The sequence below is a fragment of the Pseudofrankia sp. DC12 genome, from assembly GCF_000966285.1.
Classification (GTDB): domain Bacteria; phylum Actinomycetota; class Actinomycetes; order Frankiales; family Frankiaceae; genus Pseudofrankia.
This window is the reverse complement of the sequence record NZ_KQ031391.1, coordinates 1942943-1962413: the sequence shown is the minus strand read 5'-3', so window position 1 is coordinate 1962413 and position 19471 is coordinate 1942943. Positions and strand designations below refer to the sequence as shown.

Annotated in this window: 15 protein-coding genes; 7 read left to right on the top strand and 8 right to left on the bottom strand. The window is 72.6% G+C overall.

Annotation, left to right across the window (positions count from 1 at the left end; translation table 11 throughout):
- Positions 1-213 precede the first annotated feature (213 nt).
- On the top strand, positions 214-2220 hold the full coding sequence (gene acs, locus FRADC12_RS07935) for an acetate--CoA ligase (RefSeq protein WP_045876172.1): 2007 nt from the start codon (positions 214-216) through the stop codon (positions 2218-2220).
- 223 nt (positions 2221-2443) lie between these two features.
- Positions 2444-4999 carry an alpha-glucan family phosphorylase gene (gene glgP, locus FRADC12_RS07930; protein ID WP_045876171.1) on the top strand — a complete coding sequence of 852 codons (2556 nt, stop codon included), beginning with the start codon at positions 2444-2446 and terminating at the stop codon, positions 4997-4999.
- A gap of 67 nt (positions 5000-5066) precedes the next feature.
- On the opposite strand, the gene FRADC12_RS07925 is transcribed toward glgP, so the two are convergent.
- Positions 5067-6020 (bottom strand): pirin family protein, encoded by a 954-nt coding sequence (locus FRADC12_RS07925; protein WP_045876170.1) that lies wholly within the window; start codon positions 6018-6020, stop codon positions 5067-5069.
- A gap of 107 nt (positions 6021-6127) precedes the next feature.
- The gene (locus tag FRADC12_RS07920; protein WP_045876169.1) at positions 6128-6904 is read right to left on the bottom strand and encodes an enoyl-CoA hydratase/isomerase family protein; all 777 of its coding nucleotides are present in this window, start codon (positions 6902-6904) and stop codon (positions 6128-6130) included.
- A 327-nt stretch (positions 6905-7231) separates the two neighbouring features.
- Here FRADC12_RS07920 and glgX point away from each other — a divergent pair, with 327 nt between their 5' ends.
- Complete coding sequence (gene glgX / locus FRADC12_RS07915; RefSeq protein ID WP_045876168.1) at positions 7232-9559, top strand: glycogen debranching protein GlgX; 2328 nt, start codon at positions 7232-7234, stop codon at positions 9557-9559.
- 13 nt (positions 9560-9572) lie between these two features.
- On the opposite strand, the gene FRADC12_RS07910 is transcribed toward glgX, so the two are convergent.
- Positions 9573-10649: an endonuclease/exonuclease/phosphatase family protein gene (locus FRADC12_RS07910; RefSeq protein WP_045876167.1), complete on the bottom strand. Its 1077-nt coding sequence runs from the start codon at positions 10647-10649 to the stop codon at positions 9573-9575.
- A 117-nt stretch (positions 10650-10766) separates the two neighbouring features.
- Positions 10767-12137 carry an NsdA family TPR-like regulatory protein gene (locus tag FRADC12_RS07905; RefSeq protein ID WP_502685237.1) on the bottom strand — a complete coding sequence of 457 codons (1371 nt, stop codon included), beginning with the start codon at positions 12135-12137 and terminating at the stop codon, positions 10767-10769.
- A gap of 648 nt (positions 12138-12785) precedes the next feature.
- On the opposite strand from FRADC12_RS07905, the gene FRADC12_RS07900 reads away from it, so the two are divergent.
- The 4 genes from FRADC12_RS07900 to FRADC12_RS07885 all read left to right on the top strand — a co-directional run bounded on the left by FRADC12_RS07900 (position 12786) and on the right by FRADC12_RS07885 (position 16392).
- On the top strand, positions 12786-13571 hold the full coding sequence (locus tag FRADC12_RS07900) for an electron transfer flavoprotein subunit beta/FixA family protein (protein WP_045876165.1): 786 nt from the start codon (positions 12786-12788) through the stop codon (positions 13569-13571).
- 15 nt (positions 13572-13586) lie between these two features.
- On the top strand, positions 13587-14546 hold the full coding sequence (locus FRADC12_RS07895; protein WP_045876164.1) for an electron transfer flavoprotein subunit alpha/FixB family protein: 960 nt from the start codon (positions 13587-13589) through the stop codon (positions 14544-14546).
- Between the two features lie 276 nt (positions 14547-14822).
- A complete protein-coding gene (locus tag FRADC12_RS07890; RefSeq protein WP_045876163.1) occupies positions 14823-15044 on the top strand; it encodes a hypothetical protein in 222 nt (73 codons plus the stop codon).
- A gap of 115 nt (positions 15045-15159) precedes the next feature.
- Positions 15160-16392 carry an ROK family protein gene (locus FRADC12_RS07885; RefSeq protein ID WP_052710753.1) on the top strand — a complete coding sequence of 411 codons (1233 nt, stop codon included), beginning with the start codon at positions 15160-15162 and terminating at the stop codon, positions 16390-16392.
- A 37-nt stretch (positions 16393-16429) separates the two neighbouring features.
- Here FRADC12_RS07885 and FRADC12_RS07880 read toward each other — a convergent pair whose 3' ends face one another.
- The 4 genes from FRADC12_RS07880 to mftE form a co-directional block, all read right to left on the bottom strand.
- Positions 16430-16636, bottom strand: a complete 207-nt coding sequence (locus FRADC12_RS07880; protein ID WP_255355179.1) for an RNA-binding S4 domain-containing protein — start codon at positions 16634-16636, stop codon at positions 16430-16432.
- A 50-nt stretch (positions 16637-16686) separates the two neighbouring features.
- Complete coding sequence (locus tag FRADC12_RS07875; RefSeq protein WP_052710752.1) at positions 16687-17001, bottom strand: hypothetical protein; 315 nt, start codon at positions 16999-17001, stop codon at positions 16687-16689.
- Positions 17002-17064: 63 nt separating this feature from the next.
- Positions 17065-17919, bottom strand: a complete 855-nt coding sequence (locus tag FRADC12_RS07870; protein WP_045879234.1) for a mycofactocin-coupled SDR family oxidoreductase — start codon at positions 17917-17919, stop codon at positions 17065-17067.
- A gap of 163 nt (positions 17920-18082) precedes the next feature.
- Positions 18083-18832, bottom strand: a complete 750-nt coding sequence (gene mftE, locus FRADC12_RS07865; protein WP_232303669.1) for a mycofactocin biosynthesis peptidyl-dipeptidase MftE — start codon at positions 18830-18832, stop codon at positions 18083-18085.
- Positions 18833-19471: the final 639 nt, after the last annotated feature.

The following is a 19471-nucleotide window of genomic DNA, read 5'->3' as shown; positions in this document are numbered from 1 at the left end:
CGACGGCGATCGACGTCTCGTTCCGGTTCGTGGTAGACCCGGACCTGTGCCTCGGGTCACGGGGTAGGCGACGGCTTTGGCGGTGCCGGGCCGCGGTTGCCTGGCGTTGCCGCACGCAGGGCCCCCGCCCGGCCTGCACCCGGGCGCACACGGAGCCGGCCCCGAGGGCCCGGAAGCTGGGCTGCCGGCCCCCACGACGCCGTAGGAGGATGCATGACCACCACCGACGAGACCAGGAGTCCCGGCGCGCTCGAGGCCGAGCTGGAGCGGATGCTCGCGGTGGAGAGCTTCGAGCCGCCGGCGGGCTTCACCCGGCGCAGCCCGATCGACGCCGACGTCGCGGCCGCCGCGGCCGACCCGGTGGCGTTCTGGGCCGGCAAGGCCCGGGAGCTGCTCACCTGGGACAAGCCGTTCACCAAGGTCCTCAACGAGGACAACCCGCCGTTCTACAAGTGGTTCGAGGACGGCGAGCTGAACCTCTCGGCGAACTGCCTGGACCGGCACGTCGACGCGGGCAACGGGGACCGGGTCGCCTTCCACTGGGCCGGCGAGGAGGGCGAGCGGCTCGCCGTCACGTACGCCGACCTGCTGGCCGAGACCCAGCGGCTCGCGAACGGGCTGCGCTCGCTCGGCGTCGGCCGCGGTGACGTCGTCGGGATCTTCCTGCCGATGATCCCGCAGGTCGCGGCCGCGATGCTGGCCTGTGCCCGGATCGGCGCGGTCCACAACGTCGTGTTCGGCGGCTTCGCGGCCACCGCGGTCAAGGAGCGGATGGAGGTCTCCGACGCCAAGGTGCTGATCACCGTCGACGGGGCCCGCCGCAAGGGCCGCACCGCGCCGGTGAAGTCGGCCGTGGACGCCGAGATGGGCGAGCTGGCGAGCCTGGAGCACATCGTCGTCGTCGAGGCGGTCGGCGCGGCCGGGCTCGGTGGCGAGCGGGCGCCGATGAAGGCCGGCCGCGACGTCTGGTACGCGGACCTGCTCGCCGCCGCCGACCCGGTCTGCCCGGCCGAGCCGATGCCGGCCGAGGCGCCGCTGTTCATCCTCTACAGCTCCGGCTCGACGGCGAAGCCGAAGGGCATCCTGCACACCACCGGCGGCTACCTGCTCGGCGCCACCTACACCTACCGCGCCGTCTTCGACCTGGACCCGGCGACGGACGTCTACTGGTGCTCGGCCGACGTGGGCTGGATCACCGGGCACTCCTACATCGTCTACGGCCCGCTCGCCAACGGCGCGACCAGCGTGATGTACGAGGGTGCGCCGGACTACCCGGACTACGACGTCTGGTGGAAGCTGATCGACGAGTACAAGGTGACCGTCTTCTACACGGCGCCGACGGCGATCCGCGCGTGCATCAAGTGGGGCGTCGAGTACCCGGACCGCCACGACCTGTCCTCGCTGCGCCTGCTCGGGACCGTCGGCGAGCCGATCAACCCGAAGGCGTGGCTCTGGTACCACAAGGTGATCGGCGGCGAGCGCTGCCCGATCGTCGACACCTGGTGGCAGACCGAGACGGGCGCGATCATGATCTCCCCGGTCCCGGGGGTGACCTCGACCAAACCGGGCTCGGCGACCAGGCCGCTGCCTGGCTACAGCCCGGCGCTGGTGACGGAGGACGGTCAGCCGCTCAGCGAGGGCGTCGGCGTTCTCGTCGTCACCAGGCCGTGGCCGTCGATGCTGCGCACCCTCTACAAGGACGACGAGCGGTTCATCGAGACGTACTTCTCCCGGTTCGGCCCGACGACCTACCTGGTCGGCGACGCTGCCCGGCTGGACTCCGACGGCTACTTCTGGATCATCGGGCGGGTCGACGACGTCATCAATGTCTCGGGGCACCGGCTGTCGACCGCGGAGGTGGAGTCGGCGATCGTCGCGCACGAGGCAGTCGCCGAGGCCGCCGTCGTCGCCCAGGCGGACGAGCAGACCGGCCAGGCGATCGTCGCGTTCGTGACACTCGCGGGCGGCCGGGTCGGCGACGAGGTTATGGTGGCGCAGCTGCGGGAGCACGTCGCCGCGAGGATCGGCAAGCTGGCCCGGCCGAAGCGGATCATCTGGGCCGACGACCTGCCGAAGACCCGGTCCGGCAAGATCATGCGCCGGCTGCTCCGAGACGTCGCGGAGGGCCGCGCGCTCGGCGACGTCACGACGCTGCGCGACCCGGCCGTCATGGCGGCACTGGCGAGCAAGGTAGCCGCGGCCGGCCCCGACGACCAGTAGGGCGCGCAGACGGCGCCCGAGCCGCCGCCGGTCGCAAGATCAACAGCTCTGGGGCACATTGGCAACGGCTCGATGGTGGAATTCACGGCGTGTGGGGACACGGGTGCGATACGGCGCAATCGTGCTCATTTCCCCGCGTGTGCACAGGGTTTTTCCTGTTGGTAACCCGATGGTGCGACCCGGGTGCTGCCAGTTCACGGGCGGTGTCTAGGCTGCCGTTCCCGTGAGAGCACTCCGACGGTTCACCGTCCGCGCGCAGCTTCCCGAGCAGCTGGCTCCGCTCGCCGACCTGGTGATGAACCTCCGCTGGTCCTGGCACCCGGAGACGCTGGACCTTTTCGAGTCGGTCGACCCCGAGCTGTGGCGGTCGACGAAGGGCGACCCGGTCCGGCTGCTCGGCGAGGTCGATCACAGCCGGCTGATGACCCTGGCCGCCGACAGGCGCTTTGTCCGCCGGCTGACCGACGCGGCTGACGAGCTCCAGGAGTACCTGAGCGCCGAGTTCTGGTACCAGAAGCAGAACCTGCCGGGCGCGCCCAGCGCGATCGGCTACTTCTCGCCGGAGTTCGGCATCACCGAGGTGCTGCCGCAGTACTCCGGCGGCCTCGGAATCCTGGCCGGCGACCACCTGAAGACCGCGAGCGACCTCGGGGTGCCGATCATCGGCGTGGGGCTGCTCTACCGGGCCGGCTACTTCGTCCAGTCGCTGTCCCGCGACGGCTGGCAGCAGGAGCGTTACCCGGGCATCGACCCGCACGGCCTGCCGATCACCCAGCTGACCGACGCCGACGGCGTTCCCCAGAAGATCACGGTTGGCCTGCCCGAGGGCCGCACCCTGCACGCGCAGATCTGGAAGGCCCAGGTCGGGCGGGTTCCGCTGCTGCTGATGGACTCGGACGTCGAGGACAACCAGCCGGCCGAGCGGGGTGTCACCGACCGGCTCTACGGCGGCGGCACCGACCACCGGCTGCTGCAGGAGATGCTGCTCGGCATCGGCGGCGTGCGGGCCCTGCGGGTGTTCTCGCGGGTCACCGGCGCGCCGGCGCCGGACGTCTACCACACCAACGAGGGCCACGCCGGCTTCCTCGGCCTGGAGCGGATCCGGGAGCTGACCGCGACCGGCCTCAGCTTCGACGAGGCGCTCGAGGCCACCCGCTCGGGCACCCTGTTCACCACCCACACCCCGGTCCCGGCCGGCATCGACCGGTTCCCGAAGGACATGGTCTCCCGCCACTTCGGCGGGGAGTGCGCCTGGGACGGCGTGCCGGTCGAGCGGGTGCTGGAACTCGGCGCCGAGCCGGACCCGAACGTGTTCAACATGGCGCACATGGGGCTGCGCCTCGCGCAGCGCTCCAACGGCGTGAGCAAGCTGCACGGCATCGTCAGCCGGGAGATGTTCAACGGCCTGTGGCCGGGCTTCGACCCGACCGACGTGCCGATCGGCTCGGTCACCAACGGCGTGCACGCCCCGACCTGGGTCGCCCGCACGCTCATCGAACTCGCCGACCGCGAGCCAGAGCCGGGCCTGCTGTCCGCCGACGGCCGCGGCTTCGCGAAGATCGACAAGATCTCCGACGAGGCACTGTGGTCGACCCGCCGGGAGCTGCGCGAGGGCCTGGTGGCCGAGGTCCGCCGCCGGGTGCGCGCCTCCTGGCTGGAGCGCGGCGCGGCCTCCGGCGAGCTCGACTGGGTCGAGGGCGTGTTCGACCCGGACGTCCTGACCATCGGCTTCGCCCGCCGGGTGCCGTCCTACAAGCGGCTGACCCTGATGCTGCACGACCGGGACCGGCTCACCCGGCTGCTGCTGCACGCGGACCGGCCGATCCAGATGGTCATCGCCGGCAAGGCGCACCCGGCCGACGACGGCGGCAAGCAGCTGGTCCAGCAGATCGTCCAGTTCGCCGACGACCCGACCGTCCGTCACCGGATCGTCTTCCTGCCGGACTACGACATCGGCATGGCCAGGTACCTGTACGCCGGCTGCGACGTCTGGCTGAACAACCCGCTGCGCCCGCTGGAGGCCTGCGGCACGTCCGGGATGAAGGCCGCGCTGAACGGCGGCCTGAACCTCTCGATCCGGGACGGCTGGTGGGACGAGCTGTTCGACGGCCAGAACGGCTGGGCGATCCCGACCGCCGACGGCGTCGAGGACCCGGACCGCCGGGACGCCATCGAGGCCGCCGCGCTCTACGACCTGCTGGAGAACGCGGTCGCGGCCCGGTTCTACGACCGGTCCGACGGCCTGCCGCACCGCTGGACGGCGATGGTCCGGCACACCCTCTCGACGTTGGGCCCGAAGGTGCTCGCCACCCGGATGGTCGAGGAGTACGTCGAGAAGTACTACGTACCGGCCGGCGTCTCGGCCCGGGCCGCGGCGGCCGGTGCCTACGGCGGCGCCCGGGAGCTCTCGGCCTGGAAGCACAAGGTCCGGTCCGCCTGGGGCGGCGTGCGGGTCGTCAACGTCGACTCGTCCGGTCTCGGGGACACCCCGCAGGTCGGCCAGGACCTGGTCGTCCGCGCCACCATCGAGCTCGGTGGGCTGGACCCGTCCGACGTGGTCGTGCGGGTGTCGTACGGCCGGGTCGACGAGACCGACCGGCTGCTGGACCCGGTGACGACGGACCTGCACCCGGCCGGCGACGCCGAGGGCGGTGGCGACCGCTTCGAGGGCACCATCCCGCTGTCACGGACCGGGCCGTTCGGCTACACCGTGAGCGTGCTGCCCGCGCACGGGCTGCTCGCGACCCCGGCCGAGGTCGGCCTGATCGCCGTCCCGTAACTCGGATCGGCGCGCGTCGTATCGCTCCCGGCCCGGCTCTCTCTCGACGAGGACCGGGCCGGGAGCTTCAGTGCCAGGGTGGCGACGGGGCCGGGACCCGGCCGAGCTCGGAGGCGACCGGGCCGAACCGTTCGTCGCGCGCCTCCCACTGCTGGAACGACGTGGTGAGCTCGGCCCGGGTGCTGGCCACGAAGTTCCACCACATGACGATCGACTCGCCGAACGGGACGCCGCCGAGCAGCAGCGCGCGGGCCGGCTCGCGTGCGTCCAGCGCGACCTCGGAGCGGCCCGCGCCGAGGTAGGCCAGCTGCCCCGGCCGGGCGGCCGCCTCGCCGGCCGGGCCGTCCGCGACCAGCACCGTGCCCTCGGTCACCACCAGGGCGTACTCGAAGTCGGGCCGCAGCGGCGGCACGGTCCGCCCCGGCCGCAGCATCAGGTCGGCCCCGACCAGCTCGCTGTCCCGCCGGGCCGGGGAGGCCACCCCCGCGAGCTCACCGACCAGCACCGTGGCCACCGCGGCACCGACCTCGGTGCGCGGCAGTTCGGCGTGGTGCTCGAAGGCGGCCGGGCCGTCGCGGGTCGCGGCGGGCTGCGCCACCCACAGCTGGACGCCGTGCGGCGCGCCGCGGTAGTCGGTGCCCTCCTCGGCATGCACGACGCCGTGGCCGGCCGTCATCAGGTTGAGCTGGCCCGGCCTGATGAGCTGCTCGGAGCCGAGGCTGTCCCGGTGGCGCACCTCGCCCGCCAGCAGCCAGGTGACGGTGTGCAGGCCGGTGTGCGGGTGCGGTCCGATGTCGATGCCGCGCGCACCCGCGTCCGGCCCGACCGCGAGCGGGCCCATGTGGTCGACGAAGCACCACGCGCCGACGGTCCGCCGGGCCCGGATGGGCAGCGTCCGGCGGACCGGGACCGCGCCGACGGTCTGCGCGCGACCGTCGGTGATCTGCACTTGTGGCGGCGGGTCCGTACTCGCCGCGGGCTGGCCCAGGAGGGTGTCCGCACCGGTGACTGGGCCGCTCATCGTCCCCGCCCGCCCTTCTCGTTCCCGCCCCTGGGCCGCACGCCCGGGAGCACTCGTTGCAGATGCAACCAATGGGCGGCTCCGGTGCTTCCAGCCTGGCGCCGTGGTCAGTGGCCGGTGAACTTCGCCTTTCCGGGGCCGTTCTGCTGGAACGACTCCATGCCGACCTTCTGGTCCAGGGTTCCGAAAAGCCCGACGAACAGCCCGTTCTCCAGCCGCAGCGCCTCCGACAGACCCATCTCCAGCCCGTCGTCGATCGCCCGCTTGGCGGCGGCCAGCGCGAGCGCCGGGCCGTCGGCGAACCGCTTCGCCCGCCGCAACGCCTCCTCATAGACGTCGGCCGCGGGGACGACCGCGTCGGCCAGGCCGATCTCGAGCGCCTCCTGTGCGCGCACCTGCCGGCCGGAGAACACCAGCTCCTTAGCCCTGGCCGGGCCGACCAGCCTGGGCAGTCGCTGGGTACCGCCGGCGCCCGGGATCACGCCGAGCAGGATCTCCGGCTGCCCGGCCTTGGCGTTGTCCGCGAAGATCCGGAAGTCGGCGCACAGGGCCAGCTCCAGCCCTCCGCCGAGGGCGTAGCCGGTGACCGCGGCGAAGACCGGCTTGGGCAGGCGCGCCACGAGCTCGAACGTCTGGGTGAGGTCGGTCGCCCAACTGGACATGGCCGCGATGTCCATGGGCGCCATCTCGTTGATGTCGGCGCCGGCCGCGAACACCCGCTCGCCGCCGTAGATCACGACCGCGCGGATGTCCTCGCGCCGGGACGCCTCCAGCGTCACCGCGCGCAGGTCCGCCGTGAGCTCGGCGTTGAGCGCGTTCACCTTCGGCCGATCCAGCCGGACCGTCCCCACACCGTCCGCAACCTCTAGCCGTACGACCGCCACCGGCCGACCTCCTCGTCCCGCCATCACCCGCGCCCGTCGCCCGGGCCCGCTCGTGCAACATCGCACCCCGCGGCGGCACCTGCCGGCCGCCCCTGGGTGACGCATATCACGATCTCGCCGGTGCCGGCCGAGGCTGGGGACGGAACATCGGCGTCCACAGCCGAGCCGTTCACCCGGAGGCGATCAGTACGTTCCACTAGCGTCGCCGATGTGTCGTACACATTCGACTCAGGTCTCACGCGCCCTGACCCAAGAGACCCAGACCCCCGGCGCCCAGATCCTTGGCGCCCGGATCCCAAGCGCCCGGATCCCACGGGTCCAGACCCGGTGCTGCCCCGCGTGCTGCCCGGTGCTCCGGTCCCACTCGGCGTCACCCCCGACGCGGACGGGGTGAACGTCGCCGTCGTCGCGCCGGGCGCCGACGCCGTCGATCTCTGCCTGCTGGACCCGGAGCACGGCGAGGTCCGCATCCGGCTGCCCGAGCGGTCCGGCGGCGTCTGGCACGGCTACGTCCGCGGGATCCGGCCAGGCCAGCGCTATGGCCTGCGGGCCCATGGGCCGTACGACCCTGCCCGCGGGCTGCGCTACAACCCGGCCAAGCTGCTGCTCGACCCGTACGCCCGCCAGGTCGAGGGCACGTTGATCCCGGACCAGGCGATCTTCGGCTACGCCGACGGCGACCCGTATGGCCACCTCGCCGACGGAACGGACTCGGCGCCCTACGTCCCGGTCGGCGTCGTCACCCCGGTGCCGAGCAGCGTCCCCGCTGCCTCCGCCGGCCGGCGCGGCGGCGGCCCGACGGTCACCGACCCGACCCGCAACCGGCCCCGCACTCCCTGGCCCGACACGGTGATCTACGAGCTGCACGTCCGCGGGTTCACCAGGCTGCACCCGGCCCTGCCGCGCCACCTGCGCGGGACCTACGCGGGCCTGGCCCACCCGGCCGTCGTCGAGCACCTGGTCGGCCTCGGCATCACGGCCGTCGAGCTGCTGCCCGTGCATGCGTTCGTCTCCGAGCCGGTCCTCACCGAACGCGGGCTGAGCAACTTCTGGGGCTACAACTCGCTGGGCTTCTTCGCCCCGCACCCGGGCTACGCGGCCACCGACGACCCGGTCGCGGAGTTCCGCGCGATGGTCGCCACGCTGCACGACGCTGGCCTGGAGGTGCTGCTGGACGTCGTCTACAACCACACCGCCGAACAGGACGAGCGCGGCCCGACGCTGTCGATGCGCGGCCTGGACAACACCGCCTACTACCGACTGGAGCCGACCGACGCCCGCCGCTACCGGGACGTCACCGGCTGCGGCAACACTCTGAACGTCACCTCGCCCCACGTGGTCCGGCTGATCTGCGACTCGCTGCGGTACTGGGTGACGGAGATGGGCGTCGACGGCTTCCGCTTCGACCTGGCCGCCGCGCTGGCCCGCAACCCGGACGCGTTCGACCCCGACGCGCCGGTCCTGACCGCGATCGGCCAGGACCCGGTGCTCGCCCTGACGAAGCTGATCGCCGAGCCCTGGGACGTCGGCTGGGGTGGCTACCAGGTGGGCGCCTTCCCACCGCCGTGGGCCGAGTGGAACGACCGGTTCCGCGCGACGGTGCGGGACACCTGGACAGGGCGGGCGGCGAGCGCCGCCGACCTGGGCTACCGGATCACAGCGTCGTCCGACCTGTTCGACCACGCCGGCCGGTCACCGAGTGCCTCGGTCAACTTCGTCACCGCGCACGACGGCTTCACCCTCGCCGACCTGGTCTCCTACGAGCACAAGCACAACGAGGCGAACCTGGAGGACAACCGCGACGGCGACGGCCACAACCGGTCGTCGAACCACGGCGCTGAGGGGCCGACCGGCGACCCCGCGATCCTCGAACGCCGCCGCCGGGTCCGCCGGGCGATGCTGAGCACCCTGCTGCTGTCGGCCGGGGTGCCGATGCTGGTCGCCGGGGACGAGCTCGGCCGCTCGCAGGGCGGCAACAACAACGCGTACTGCCAGGACAACCCGGTCTCCTGGCTTGGCTGGCCGCGGCGGCTGGCTGGCCGCGCCTGGTGGCCGCGGCGCTCGGACCGCCCGGCCTGCGACGGGCCTGGCCCCCGGGCCGCCGGTGCGGAGGACACCGACACCGGCGCTCTCGGGACGGCCACCGGCGCCCCGGCGCCCGACCCGGCCGGCGACGACCCGGGCCTGCCCGAGCTGGTCTCCTGCCTGCTGGCGCTACGCCGCGCCTCGCCAGCCCTGCGCCGGCCGCGGTTCTTCCACGGCGGACAGTCGACCGTGACGCACCGGGCCGACATGACCTGGTTCCTCGCCGACGGCACCCAGATGTCCGACGCCGACTGGAACGCGCCGGCCCCGGCCACGGTCATCGCGTTCATCGCCGGCGACAGCCTCGACTGGCTCGGCCCGGACGGGACGCCGGCCGGTGGCGACAGCCTCCTGCTCGTCCTGCACCCCGGTGGCGAGGACCTGGACGTCAGGCTGCCCGGCGACCCGTGGGCGACCCGTTACGACCTGCTCCTCGACTCGACGGCGGCCGAGCTCGACGGCGTCCGCACCGCCCTCGACGACCCGCGCCGCCCGCTGGCGACCTACCCGGCCGGCTCGACCCTGCGCGCCCCCTGGTCGTCACTCCTGGTACTGCGCGCCCAGCGCTGACCAGGTTCGTGCCCTAAGGGCGCCGGAGGGCGAGGTCGGCGATCACGGGGAGGTGGTCGCTGCCGTCGTTGCCGCCGCGGCGGTAGCCGGTGATCGCGAAGGCCGGTGAGGCGAGCACGTGGTCGATCCGGATGACCGGCGGCAGGGTCAGATCGGCGGGCCAGGTCGGCTGCCAGCCGACGCCGACGACGTCATGGGCGTCCCGGACCCCCGAGTCCAGCAGGTGGCGGAACGGGCGGTGATCCCGGGTCGCGTTGAAGTCGCCGGCCAGCACGACCGGCAGCGCCGACGTCCGGGCGTCCGTCGCGAGCTGGTCCAGCTGGGCCCGCCAGCGCTTCGTGTAGGCGACGCTCGTCGGCGAGATCGTGTGGACGGCGAACAGGACGAAGCGTTGGCCGTCGCCGACGGCGACCGTCATACGGGCGAACGGCTCCCCGCCGACCACTGGCGCGCTCACGGCGGACAGCGGGAACCGCGAGTACACGGCGTACCCGAACGCTCCCAGGTCCGTGTGGACCGCGTGGTACGGGAAGCGCGCCACCGCGCCGGAGCTCTCGACGCCGTCGAGCGTCAGCGGCGAGACCTCCTCGAGCACGACGATGTCCGGGTGCTGGGCCGCGATCTGCGGGCCGAGCCGCGCGGCCTGCGCGTTCGTGAACTCGAGGTTCGCGGTGAGCAGGCGCACCGAGACGGCGCCCGCGGGGGCATCGTCGGGGCTGCTCGGCCAGAGCTCCGGCACGGTCCAGAACAGGTGCAGCCCGATCAGCGGCACGGCGGCGAGCATCAGCAGGTTGCGCCGCAGCCCGAAGCCGACCGCCACGGCGGCGTAGGCGGGCAGGTAAACCAGCGGCGTCAGCGCGTTCACCGCCGAGTACGGGTAGGCCAGCGCGTCGTCGAGGTGCGTCAGCCGGCCCAGCGCGAGTACCGCGAGGACGGCGAGTACGAGCCACGTCAGCCAGCCGAGCAACGCGCGACCCGGGTGGAGCCCGCGGCCGCCGTCGCCCTCGCCGCCGAGCGCCGTCCCGTCCGAGGTGCGGCCGTTCGCGACGTTGGCGGCTGCCTTGCCCGTGCTCTCCCCCGAAGTCACCATGTGACCAGAGTGCCCGTTTCGCGCGGTCCACCACACTCGGCCCGCGCGCGGACCCACCCGCTGAGACCACCGTCACAGCCGGCGCCGGCCCTGGGGGAGGAGGGCCGGCGCCTCGCCTCAGGAGAACGGTCCGGACCTGCGGGTCGTCGGGAATCGGTCGACGATCGGGGCCACGTCGGCGTGCCATTCCTGGACGTCCGACGACGCGGACCGGTAGGGCGCGAACGCGCTGTCCAGCTCGCGCAGCTTGTCGGCGACCCGGACCGACGACACCGGCCCGGCGAACTTGACGGCCCGCTGACCGGCGTCCAGCGCCGCCTCCAGGTCGGGGGAGTGGCTGCGCAGGTAGGCGATCGCGAGGTCCGCCTCGGCGTAGCTGCGGGTCCTGGCCCGGCTGGAGTCCTGCAGCACCCTGGCCTCGACGAGGAGCTCGGCCGCCTGTTCCGGCCGGTCCAGGAGCAGGTAGCAGTGGCCGACGCACTCGGCGACGTCGCCCGCGTTGTAGTGCGCGGCCCAGGCCGGCTCGTCGGCGTCCGCGCCGCGCCCGATGGCCCGCTCCATGGCGTTCAGCGCCCCGACGCAGCCGGCCTCGTCCTTCGCCTGCGCGCAGGCCCAGGCGTGCTTGTCGTGCAGCATGGCCTCGACCGTCGGCGCGGCCCTGCGATGCGCCCGGTCGACGGCCGCGCGCGCCATCGACAGGCTTTGGCGCTCGTAGCCGAGCCGTGCGGCCTGGTCGCTCATCGCCGCGAGCACCCGGCCGGCGAGCTGGGCGTCGTCGGCGTGCTCGGCCAGGCTGAGCGCCTGGATGTAGTAGCGCTGGGCGAGGGCCTGCCGGTCGCTGTCCTGGGCGAGCCAGCCGCCGAACTGGGTGAGCTCGGCCAGCGCGCCGCACAGGTCGACGTCCGGGCTGTCGCTCATCGCCGCCCGGGTTCGGTCGTGCAGGAAGGTCACCACCTGGGACCGGATCTCCCCGCTGCCGAACCGCGCGTCCAGCCGCCGGAAGGTCTCCGTCATGTCCCTGATCATGGCGGCGCTACTGGTGGAGACCTCGGTGCTCGCCTGCAGGGCCCGCCGGACGACGCCGGTGATGCTCGACAGCACCGGCTCGGCGAACGCGCTGGCGACGAAGGCGGTCCGGTCCTGGATCATGTCGCGATATCGCATGTCTCGGCCGGTGAGACCGGCCAGCGTTCGGACGGTCTGGTCCGGGACGTCGGCGACGTTCAGTCCCAGGTCCTCGCGCCCGTAGTGCTCGCCGCGCCAGCCGAGGTCGGCCGGCAGCACCGGGTAGCCCACCAGCGCCGACACCTCGGCGGCGGCCAGCTCGGCCACCATCGGGTCCCGGGGCCGCATGCCCCGCCGCCAGTGCCCCACGGTCGTGCGCGCCAGGCCGAGCTCGATCCGCCGGTGGTGGCGGGCCCGGCTGTTGACCTGCTTGGCGAACCGGGTGTCCGACATCCCCGTCTCACGCAGCAGGCGGTCGAACACGGTTGATGCTGCAGGGTCGTCGTTGGCAGGCGTGGAGCTGGACATCGAACCCCCGGGATCGAATCCTGTCACTGAAAGTGGGAGAGCCGTCGCCTGACGCATATCCAGGGCCAGAAAGTAGTGGACTCGTGACTTCTCTCCGAGAGAGTGTGCATAGTCCCGGGTGAATGCACAGGCTCGGGTAGCCGCGTGTCGCGGTTCCTGCTCGGTTCTGTGACGACAACGCCCCTCTGGCGGCTCCACAAACGGACATCCGACCGCGAAAGGTGCACCGGATGGGCGTGACCCCGATTGCCCGCAGGTGCCGTCCGCGAGGCCGGTCCTGGGCCGCGGGGACTGCCACTGAGGTGTGTAAGACCGCTCACCTTGGCGGTCACCACGGCCCCGCAGGCGGTAAAGCGGGACTGGGTACTGGTGTCGGTCCGCGAGCCGGAGGCGATGGCGCGGAATCGGCCCGGCGAACCCGGGCCGAGCGTCCGCCACTCGGCCGGGCGGGTCGCCGGGAGCGCCGGAGTGCCCATCTGGTAAGGCATTGTGAGTTATGCGGCTAGCGTCACGCCGCCGATCATCGGGCATGTCGCGGCGACCGATGACACCATGTCAAGAGCACTGGACACCTGATTGTGTTGGCTACGGAGGCCCCAAGGCGTGAACATCGTCGTTACCGTCAAGCAGGTTCCTGATACCTGGGCGGAGAAGAAGCTCGACGCCGCGGACAAGACCGTCGACCGCGTCAGCGTCGACAACGTCATGAACGAGATGGACGAGTACGGGGTCGAAGAGGCCCTCAAGATCAAGGAAGCGCACGGCGGTGAGGTGACCGTCGTCACGATGGGCCCGGCTAAGGCCGTCGAGACGATCCGCAAGGCCCTCTCGATGGGCGCGGACAAGGCGGTCCACCTGACCGACGACTCGCTGCACGGCTCGGACGCGCTGCAGACGTCCGCCGCGCTGGCGAAGGTCATCGCGACGCTCAACCCGGATCTCGTCATCACGGCGACCGAGGCCTCCGACGCGCGCGGTGGCGTGATGGGTGCGCTTCTGGCCGAGCGGCTCGGGCTCCCGCAGCTCACCCAGGCCCGCAAGGTGACCGTCGACCCCTCGTCGAGCAAGGTCACCGTCGAGCGGCTGGCCGACAACGGCTACGCCCTCGTCGAGGCGAGCCTGCCGGCCGTCGTGGGCGTCGTCGAGAAGATCAACCAGCCGCGGTACCCCTCCTTCAAGGGCATCATGGCCGCGAAGAAGAAGCCGCTCACCACGCTGTCGGCCGGCGACGCCGGGCTTGATGGCGGGTCGGTCGGCCTCGCGGCCGCGGGTTCGACGGTCCTTGATGCCAAGCCGGCGCCGCCGCGGCAGAGCGGAACGATCGTCAAGGACGAGGGTGACGGCGGAACGAAGATCGCCGACTTCCTCGCGGCGCAGAAGCTCATCTGAGGGGTATCGAGAGAAATGGCAGAGGTTCTCGTTCTCGTCGAGCATGCCGACGGTGAGCCCAAGAAGGTCACCGGTGAGCTGCTGACGCTGGCCCGCTCGCTCGGTGAGCCGGCCGCGGTGTTCACCGGCGGCTCCGGCACCTACGCGAAGGCCAAGGCCTACCTGGCCGAGTACGGCGCCGCCAAGGTCTACGTCGTCGAGTCCGACGACGTGGCCGACTACGTCGCCGCCCCGGTCGCCGAGGTGCTCGCCAAGCTGGTCGCCGACGCCGCCCCGACGGCCGTGCTGGTCGCCGCGACGTCGGACTCCCGCGAGATCGCCGCGCGGACGGCCGCCAAGACGGACTCCGGCCTGATCTGGGACGCCGTCGCGGTGAGCCCCGAGCTGGTCGCGACGCAGGGCGTCTTCGGTGGCTCGACGATCGTCAACTCCAAGGTCACCAAGGGCACCCCGGTGATCGTGGTTCGCCCGAACTCGACCGCCCCTGTCGCGGCCCCCGGCTCGCCCGCCGAGGTCACCGTCGACATCGCGATCTCCGACGTCGCCAAGGGCGCGAAGATCGTCGACCGGGTGGCCGAGGCCAAGTCCGGCCGACCGGACCTCACCGAGGCCCAGGTCGTCGTCTCCGGTGGCCGCGGCCTCGGTGCCGCCGAGCACTTCGCCCTGGTGGAGAAGCTCGCCGACACCCTCGGCGCCGCGGTCGGCGCCTCCCGCGCCGCGACCGACGCCGGCTGGTACCCGCACCAGAACCAGGTAGGCCAGACCGGCAAGACCGTGTCGCCGCAGCTCTACATCGCGGTCGGCATCTCCGGCGCGATCCAGCACCGGGCCGGCATGCAGACCTCGAAGACCATCGTCGCCATCAACAAGGACCCCGAGGCGCCGATCTTCGAGTTCGCCGACTACGGCCTGGTGGGCGACCTGTTCAACGTCGTCCCGCAGCTGACCGACGAGGTCGAGAAGCGCAAGGGCTGACCACGCCAGCCACGCCAGGCGCCTCGCCCCTCACGGGCGGCGCGGCTCAGTGTGCCGACGGCCGGGTGACCACTCCGAAAGGGGCGGGGCCCGGCCGTCCTGCTGCCCGGCGTTCTCCGGTCGCTCGGACCCGCGAGATTGCGCAAACGCGGGTCGGCGGGCGGTGCCGGCGGCGATGATGAGGGCACAGAACGCCACCGCGGCGCGCGGCAGTTGGCCGGGCCCGCGGGCGACGCCGGTGTCGCGGCTGGGCGTTCCCCATCCCGGAGGTGGGCCGTGGCGACCTTCGACCTCGACGCGTTCGACGCGTTCGACGCGTTCGACGCGTTCGACCCGCGCGAACGACCCGGTGAGCAGCTCCTTCCCTGGGAGATGTGGGAACGGGAACGGCCGTGGCGTGACGACCAGGTTCCTGAGGGTCCCGCCTCCCGTGCCCGCCTGGCGCCGCCACCCGATGCCGTCGGCGAGTCATGGTCCGGCCCTATGGCGCCTGCGTAGCGCCATCGCGGCCAAAGATTGCCTTTGGCTACCTCGGTGGATCCGCCAAGATGCGCGATGATGACGCCTCGGCGCTATCCGGATCCAGGACCGAGGAAGAGGACGACTGAGCACGATGGCGGCGGACGGTAGGACGGGCACGTATTCGGTGACGAGCTCCACGGAGCGGGTGACGGTGACCTCCGGCCCGGTGACCACGACGACGACCACCAGGGTCGCGATGACGGCCGAGGGACTCGGCGCGGGACGTCACCGGGCTGCCCTGGCGCTCGACATCGGCGGTACCAAGCTCGCCGCGGGCGTCGTCGACGCCACGGGCTCCGTACTCGGCCGGGCTCGACGGCCGATGCCGAAGACCCTCGATCCCGAGGTGACGTTCGCCGCCGCCGTCGACTGTCTCCACGCTGCCCTCGGCGACGCCGGCCTCGGCGGCCGGTACGACTACGCCGGCCTCGCCGGCCTCGGCGTCGGCTGCGGCGGGCCGATGCAATGGCCGGCCGGCGAGGTCTCGCCGTTGAACATCCCGTCGTGGCGCGGGTTCCCACTGCGGGCCCGGCTGCGGGACGCGTTCGGCGAGATCGGGGTGCTGGTGCACAACGACGCGGTCGCGCTGGCCGCGGGTGAGCATTGGACTGGCACCGGACGCGACATGCGCAACCTGCTGGCGCTTACCGTCTCCACCGGGGTCGGCGGCGGCCTGATCCTCGACGGCCGGCTGTACCACGGCAGGTCCGGCAACGCCGGGCACGTCGGCCATCTCGTCGTCGACCCGGCCGGGCCCGACTGCGTCTGCGGCGGGGTCGGCTGCCTCGAGGCGATCGCCTCCGGCCCGCGCACGGTCGCCTGGGCCCTGGACGAGGGCTGGCGGCCGGAGCCGGCAGCGCCGTCCACGTCGGGTTCGGCCGGGTCCGGTCGGCCGGCTGGGTCCGGTCGGCCGGCTGGGTTGGCCTCGGCGCTGGCCGGGGCGCCGGCGGCCGAGGGCAGCGCGGCCGGCACCGACGCGGACCAGGCCGGCGAGCCGGTCGCCGACGGGTACGCCCTCGCGGCCTCGGCAGCGGCTGGCGACAAGATCGCGCTGGCGGCGCTCGCTCGGGCGGGCAACGCGGTCGGCGTGGGGTTGGCGTCGTGCGCGGCCACCTTCGACCTCGACCTGGTCACCGTGGCCGGGGGATTCTCCCAGTCCGGCCCGGTCTTCTGGGACGCGCTGCGGGCCGCCTTCGATCGGCACGCGGGCATGGAGTTCGCCCGCGCCGTCCGGGTCGAGCCCAGCTCGGCCCCGGCCGATGTCGCCCTGCGCGGCGCTGCCGCCTTCATCCTCGCGCCGGACCGCTATGCCTGGGTCGGCTGACGGGCGGGCCCGAGCCTGGTCCGAGCGGGCGTGCGCCTCAGCCCACGCGCACGGACCTGTCGGCGAGGGTGACGACGTCGCCGCGGCTCAGCTGACGGCCGCGGCGGGTCTCGACCTCGTCGTTCACCTTCACCAGGCCCTCGGCCAGCAGCGGCTTGAGGTCGCCGCCCGACTCGACCAGGTCCGCCAGCTTCAGGAACTGGCCCAGCCTGATCATCTCGTCCCTAATCTTGATCTCCCGCACCGCACCAGCATGCCGTACCGGGTCCGCCGTCGATGGCCTCGCGGCCGGCATCAGTCCTCGGCGGGCCGATACGTCAACAGGTGGCGGAAGGGCCACGCGTGCGGCTCGCGACGCAGGAGGGCCGCCGGTGGGTCTGGAAGCCGGCCCGCCGCCCCGGCGAACCACGCGATCACGACCACGCGCTCATCGGGCGCGTCGAAGACCTCGACCCGCTGGCAGCCGGGCCGCGTGAGCAACTCCGGCACGGCCCGCTCCCGGACCCAGGCGAGCAGTTCGGGCAGCCGCGCCGGCGCGGCGCGGACCTCCCACATCAACGTGTCGTGGGGGCTTCCCCCGGCCTGGCCGGTTCCGCCGGCGTCCGTCATCGTGTGAGGTCACCCTCCTGGCCGAGCCCGCCGGTCAATGTTGGCTCTCGCTTCCGTACCTGGTCAGCCGGTGAAGCCTCCGTCGACGGGGATGACCGCGCCGGTCAGGCCGGCCGCGGCGGGCGAGCAGAGGAACGCCACGGCGGCGGCGACCTCGACCGGGTCGAGGAGCCGGCGCACGTAGGCGTGCTGGGCGAACTCGTGTGCGTCGCCCAGGTCGTACACGGCCGCGGTCTCGGCCAGCATGGTCGTGTCCATGGAGCCGGGGCAGACCACGTTCGCCGTCACCGCCGTGCCGGCCAGATCGGCCGCGATGCTGCGGACCAGCCCGATGACCCCGTGTTTCGACGCCGAGTAGGCGGCCAGGCGGGCGAGTGGACGGGTGCCGGCCGCCGAGCTCACCGCCACGAACCGTCCCGCGCGCGCGCGCAGCAGCGCCGGGATCGTCGCGCGGGCGGTGGTGAGCACGCCGGTCAGGTTGACGTCGATCAGCAGCCGCCAGGCATCGTCGTGGGTCTCCCAGCCGGGCGGGCCGCCCGCGATCACGCCGGCGGCCGCCACCACCGCGTCCAACCGGCCGAAGCGGTGCAGCGCCAGCTCGGCGGCCGCGTCGAGTCCGGTCTGGAACCGGACGTCCGCGCGGACCGCCAACGCCGCTCGGCAACGGGCGGCCGTCTCGTCCAGCTGTGCCCGGGTGGCGAACGGATAGGGGTGTGTTGCCCGCTGGGCGGTCGAGCCCTCTGGGACTGCGGCGACGTCGGAGGTGCCAGCGACGTCGTCCACCGCGATGTCGACCAGGACCAGGCGGTACCCGGCGGCGTCGAGTGCGCTGGCCACGGCTGCGCCGAGGCCCCGGGCCGCTCCGGTGATCAGGGCGACCGGTGCGTCGTCCGCTGGCTCTTCGCCCGCCGCCGTCATCTGTTCCTCCGTGTCTTGCTCCGTGTCTTGCTCCGTGTCTTGGACCGTGTCTTGGACCGTGTCTTGGACCGTCTGGATGTCGGGCACAGCGTCTTGCGGCGGCCGCGGCGTCCCGGCGACCTGGACCCGCGGGGCTGGGCGTCGGGCGCGGTCTGTCGACATGTCAGCCGGTGAGGGGAGGTCGGGCGCCTGCTCCCGGGCCTCGATAGCCAGGCCACGACTCGATGGTGCTGACCGCGTCCGAGACGAGTGCGTCCAGCAACGCTGCTCCCTCTGCGGCGCTGGCCCCGGCCGGGTCGCCGAGCACGCCGGACGGGCTGAGGGGCAACACGCCACGCCGGACGAGGTCGGGGATCGACGGGCTCGGGCCCCGGGCCGCGGCGCCTGGGCGGACCAGCAGCGGTGCCAGGTGCAGCAGCAGGGAGGTCTCCGCGCGCCCGGCGTGGAGGTCTCCCGAAGCGTTCGGGATTCCGACGCCTGAGACGACGGCCGCTCGTGGTGCCCAGGCGAGGACCTGGCGGCCCTCGGCGGTCAGCAGCCGAACTGCCCCCCGCAGGGCGGTTGCGTTCCCGCCGTGACCGTTGACCAGCACGACCCCGGCGGCGGTGTCGTCCGCGGACCGCACCAGCTCCACCAGCGCGAGCTTGAGGGCGGCCGTTCCCAGGGACAGGGTGCCCGGGAAGCCGGCGTGTTCGCCGCTCGCGCCGTAGCCAAGGGCTGGAGCGACAAACGCCCCAGGCAACCGCGTCGCCACGGCCGTCGCGATGGCGACCGCGATCCGGGTGTCAGTGTCCACTGGAAGGTGCGGTCCGTGCTGCTCGGTACTGCCCAGGGGGAACAGGACGATCGGGAGGGGCCCCTCGATCTCGGGCCACCGCAGCTCGCCGAGCCGGCGGGAGGACGAGATGGTCACCTGGCTCAGCATGACGGCTGCCACCGCCCGGTGCTCTGGGCTCTGGGTCGGCTGGCGTCGGTGGCGTCGTGGCAGGGAGTGACGGGCGTCACGATCCGATCCTCGACATGGGCCGCGAGTCTGTGTACAGTTAGCGACCGCTGCTCCCAACCGGCGCACCGCGCTGGCAGGGCTCGGATCGGCACGGCAGCCGGGTGGTGACACCCCCGGTGGCGAGCGGATCGAAGTTCGGGAGTATGGTTCTGACGAAGCCCCGGTAGTGGGACCCGCCAAGCGGGCCATCGCCTTCCGTTGGGCATACTCAGCACTTGGAGATGTCTCCAGCCACTTGGGCTGGGTTTGGCTTCTTCGCTGTTGAAAAGGCAGAAAGTGGCGGTCGCCGAGGCAAGTCGGGCGATTTGACACCTAGCAAGACGGCTCGCTAGCCTCAAAAGCGAAAGTTCGGACGGCCCTCCAGAAGGGCCTCGCGGACTTCCGCCGGAGGACTCGACCGGAACGGCGAGAGCGCAAATTGCCTCACACCGGGGAAATTTGACAGACTCCCGCAGGAAACAGTAGGGTAACAGGAGACAGCAAGCCGCCAGAGCGATCTGGCAGGCTACGGTTCAGAGCGAAGCCCGGCGAGTCCGGGTCACTCCG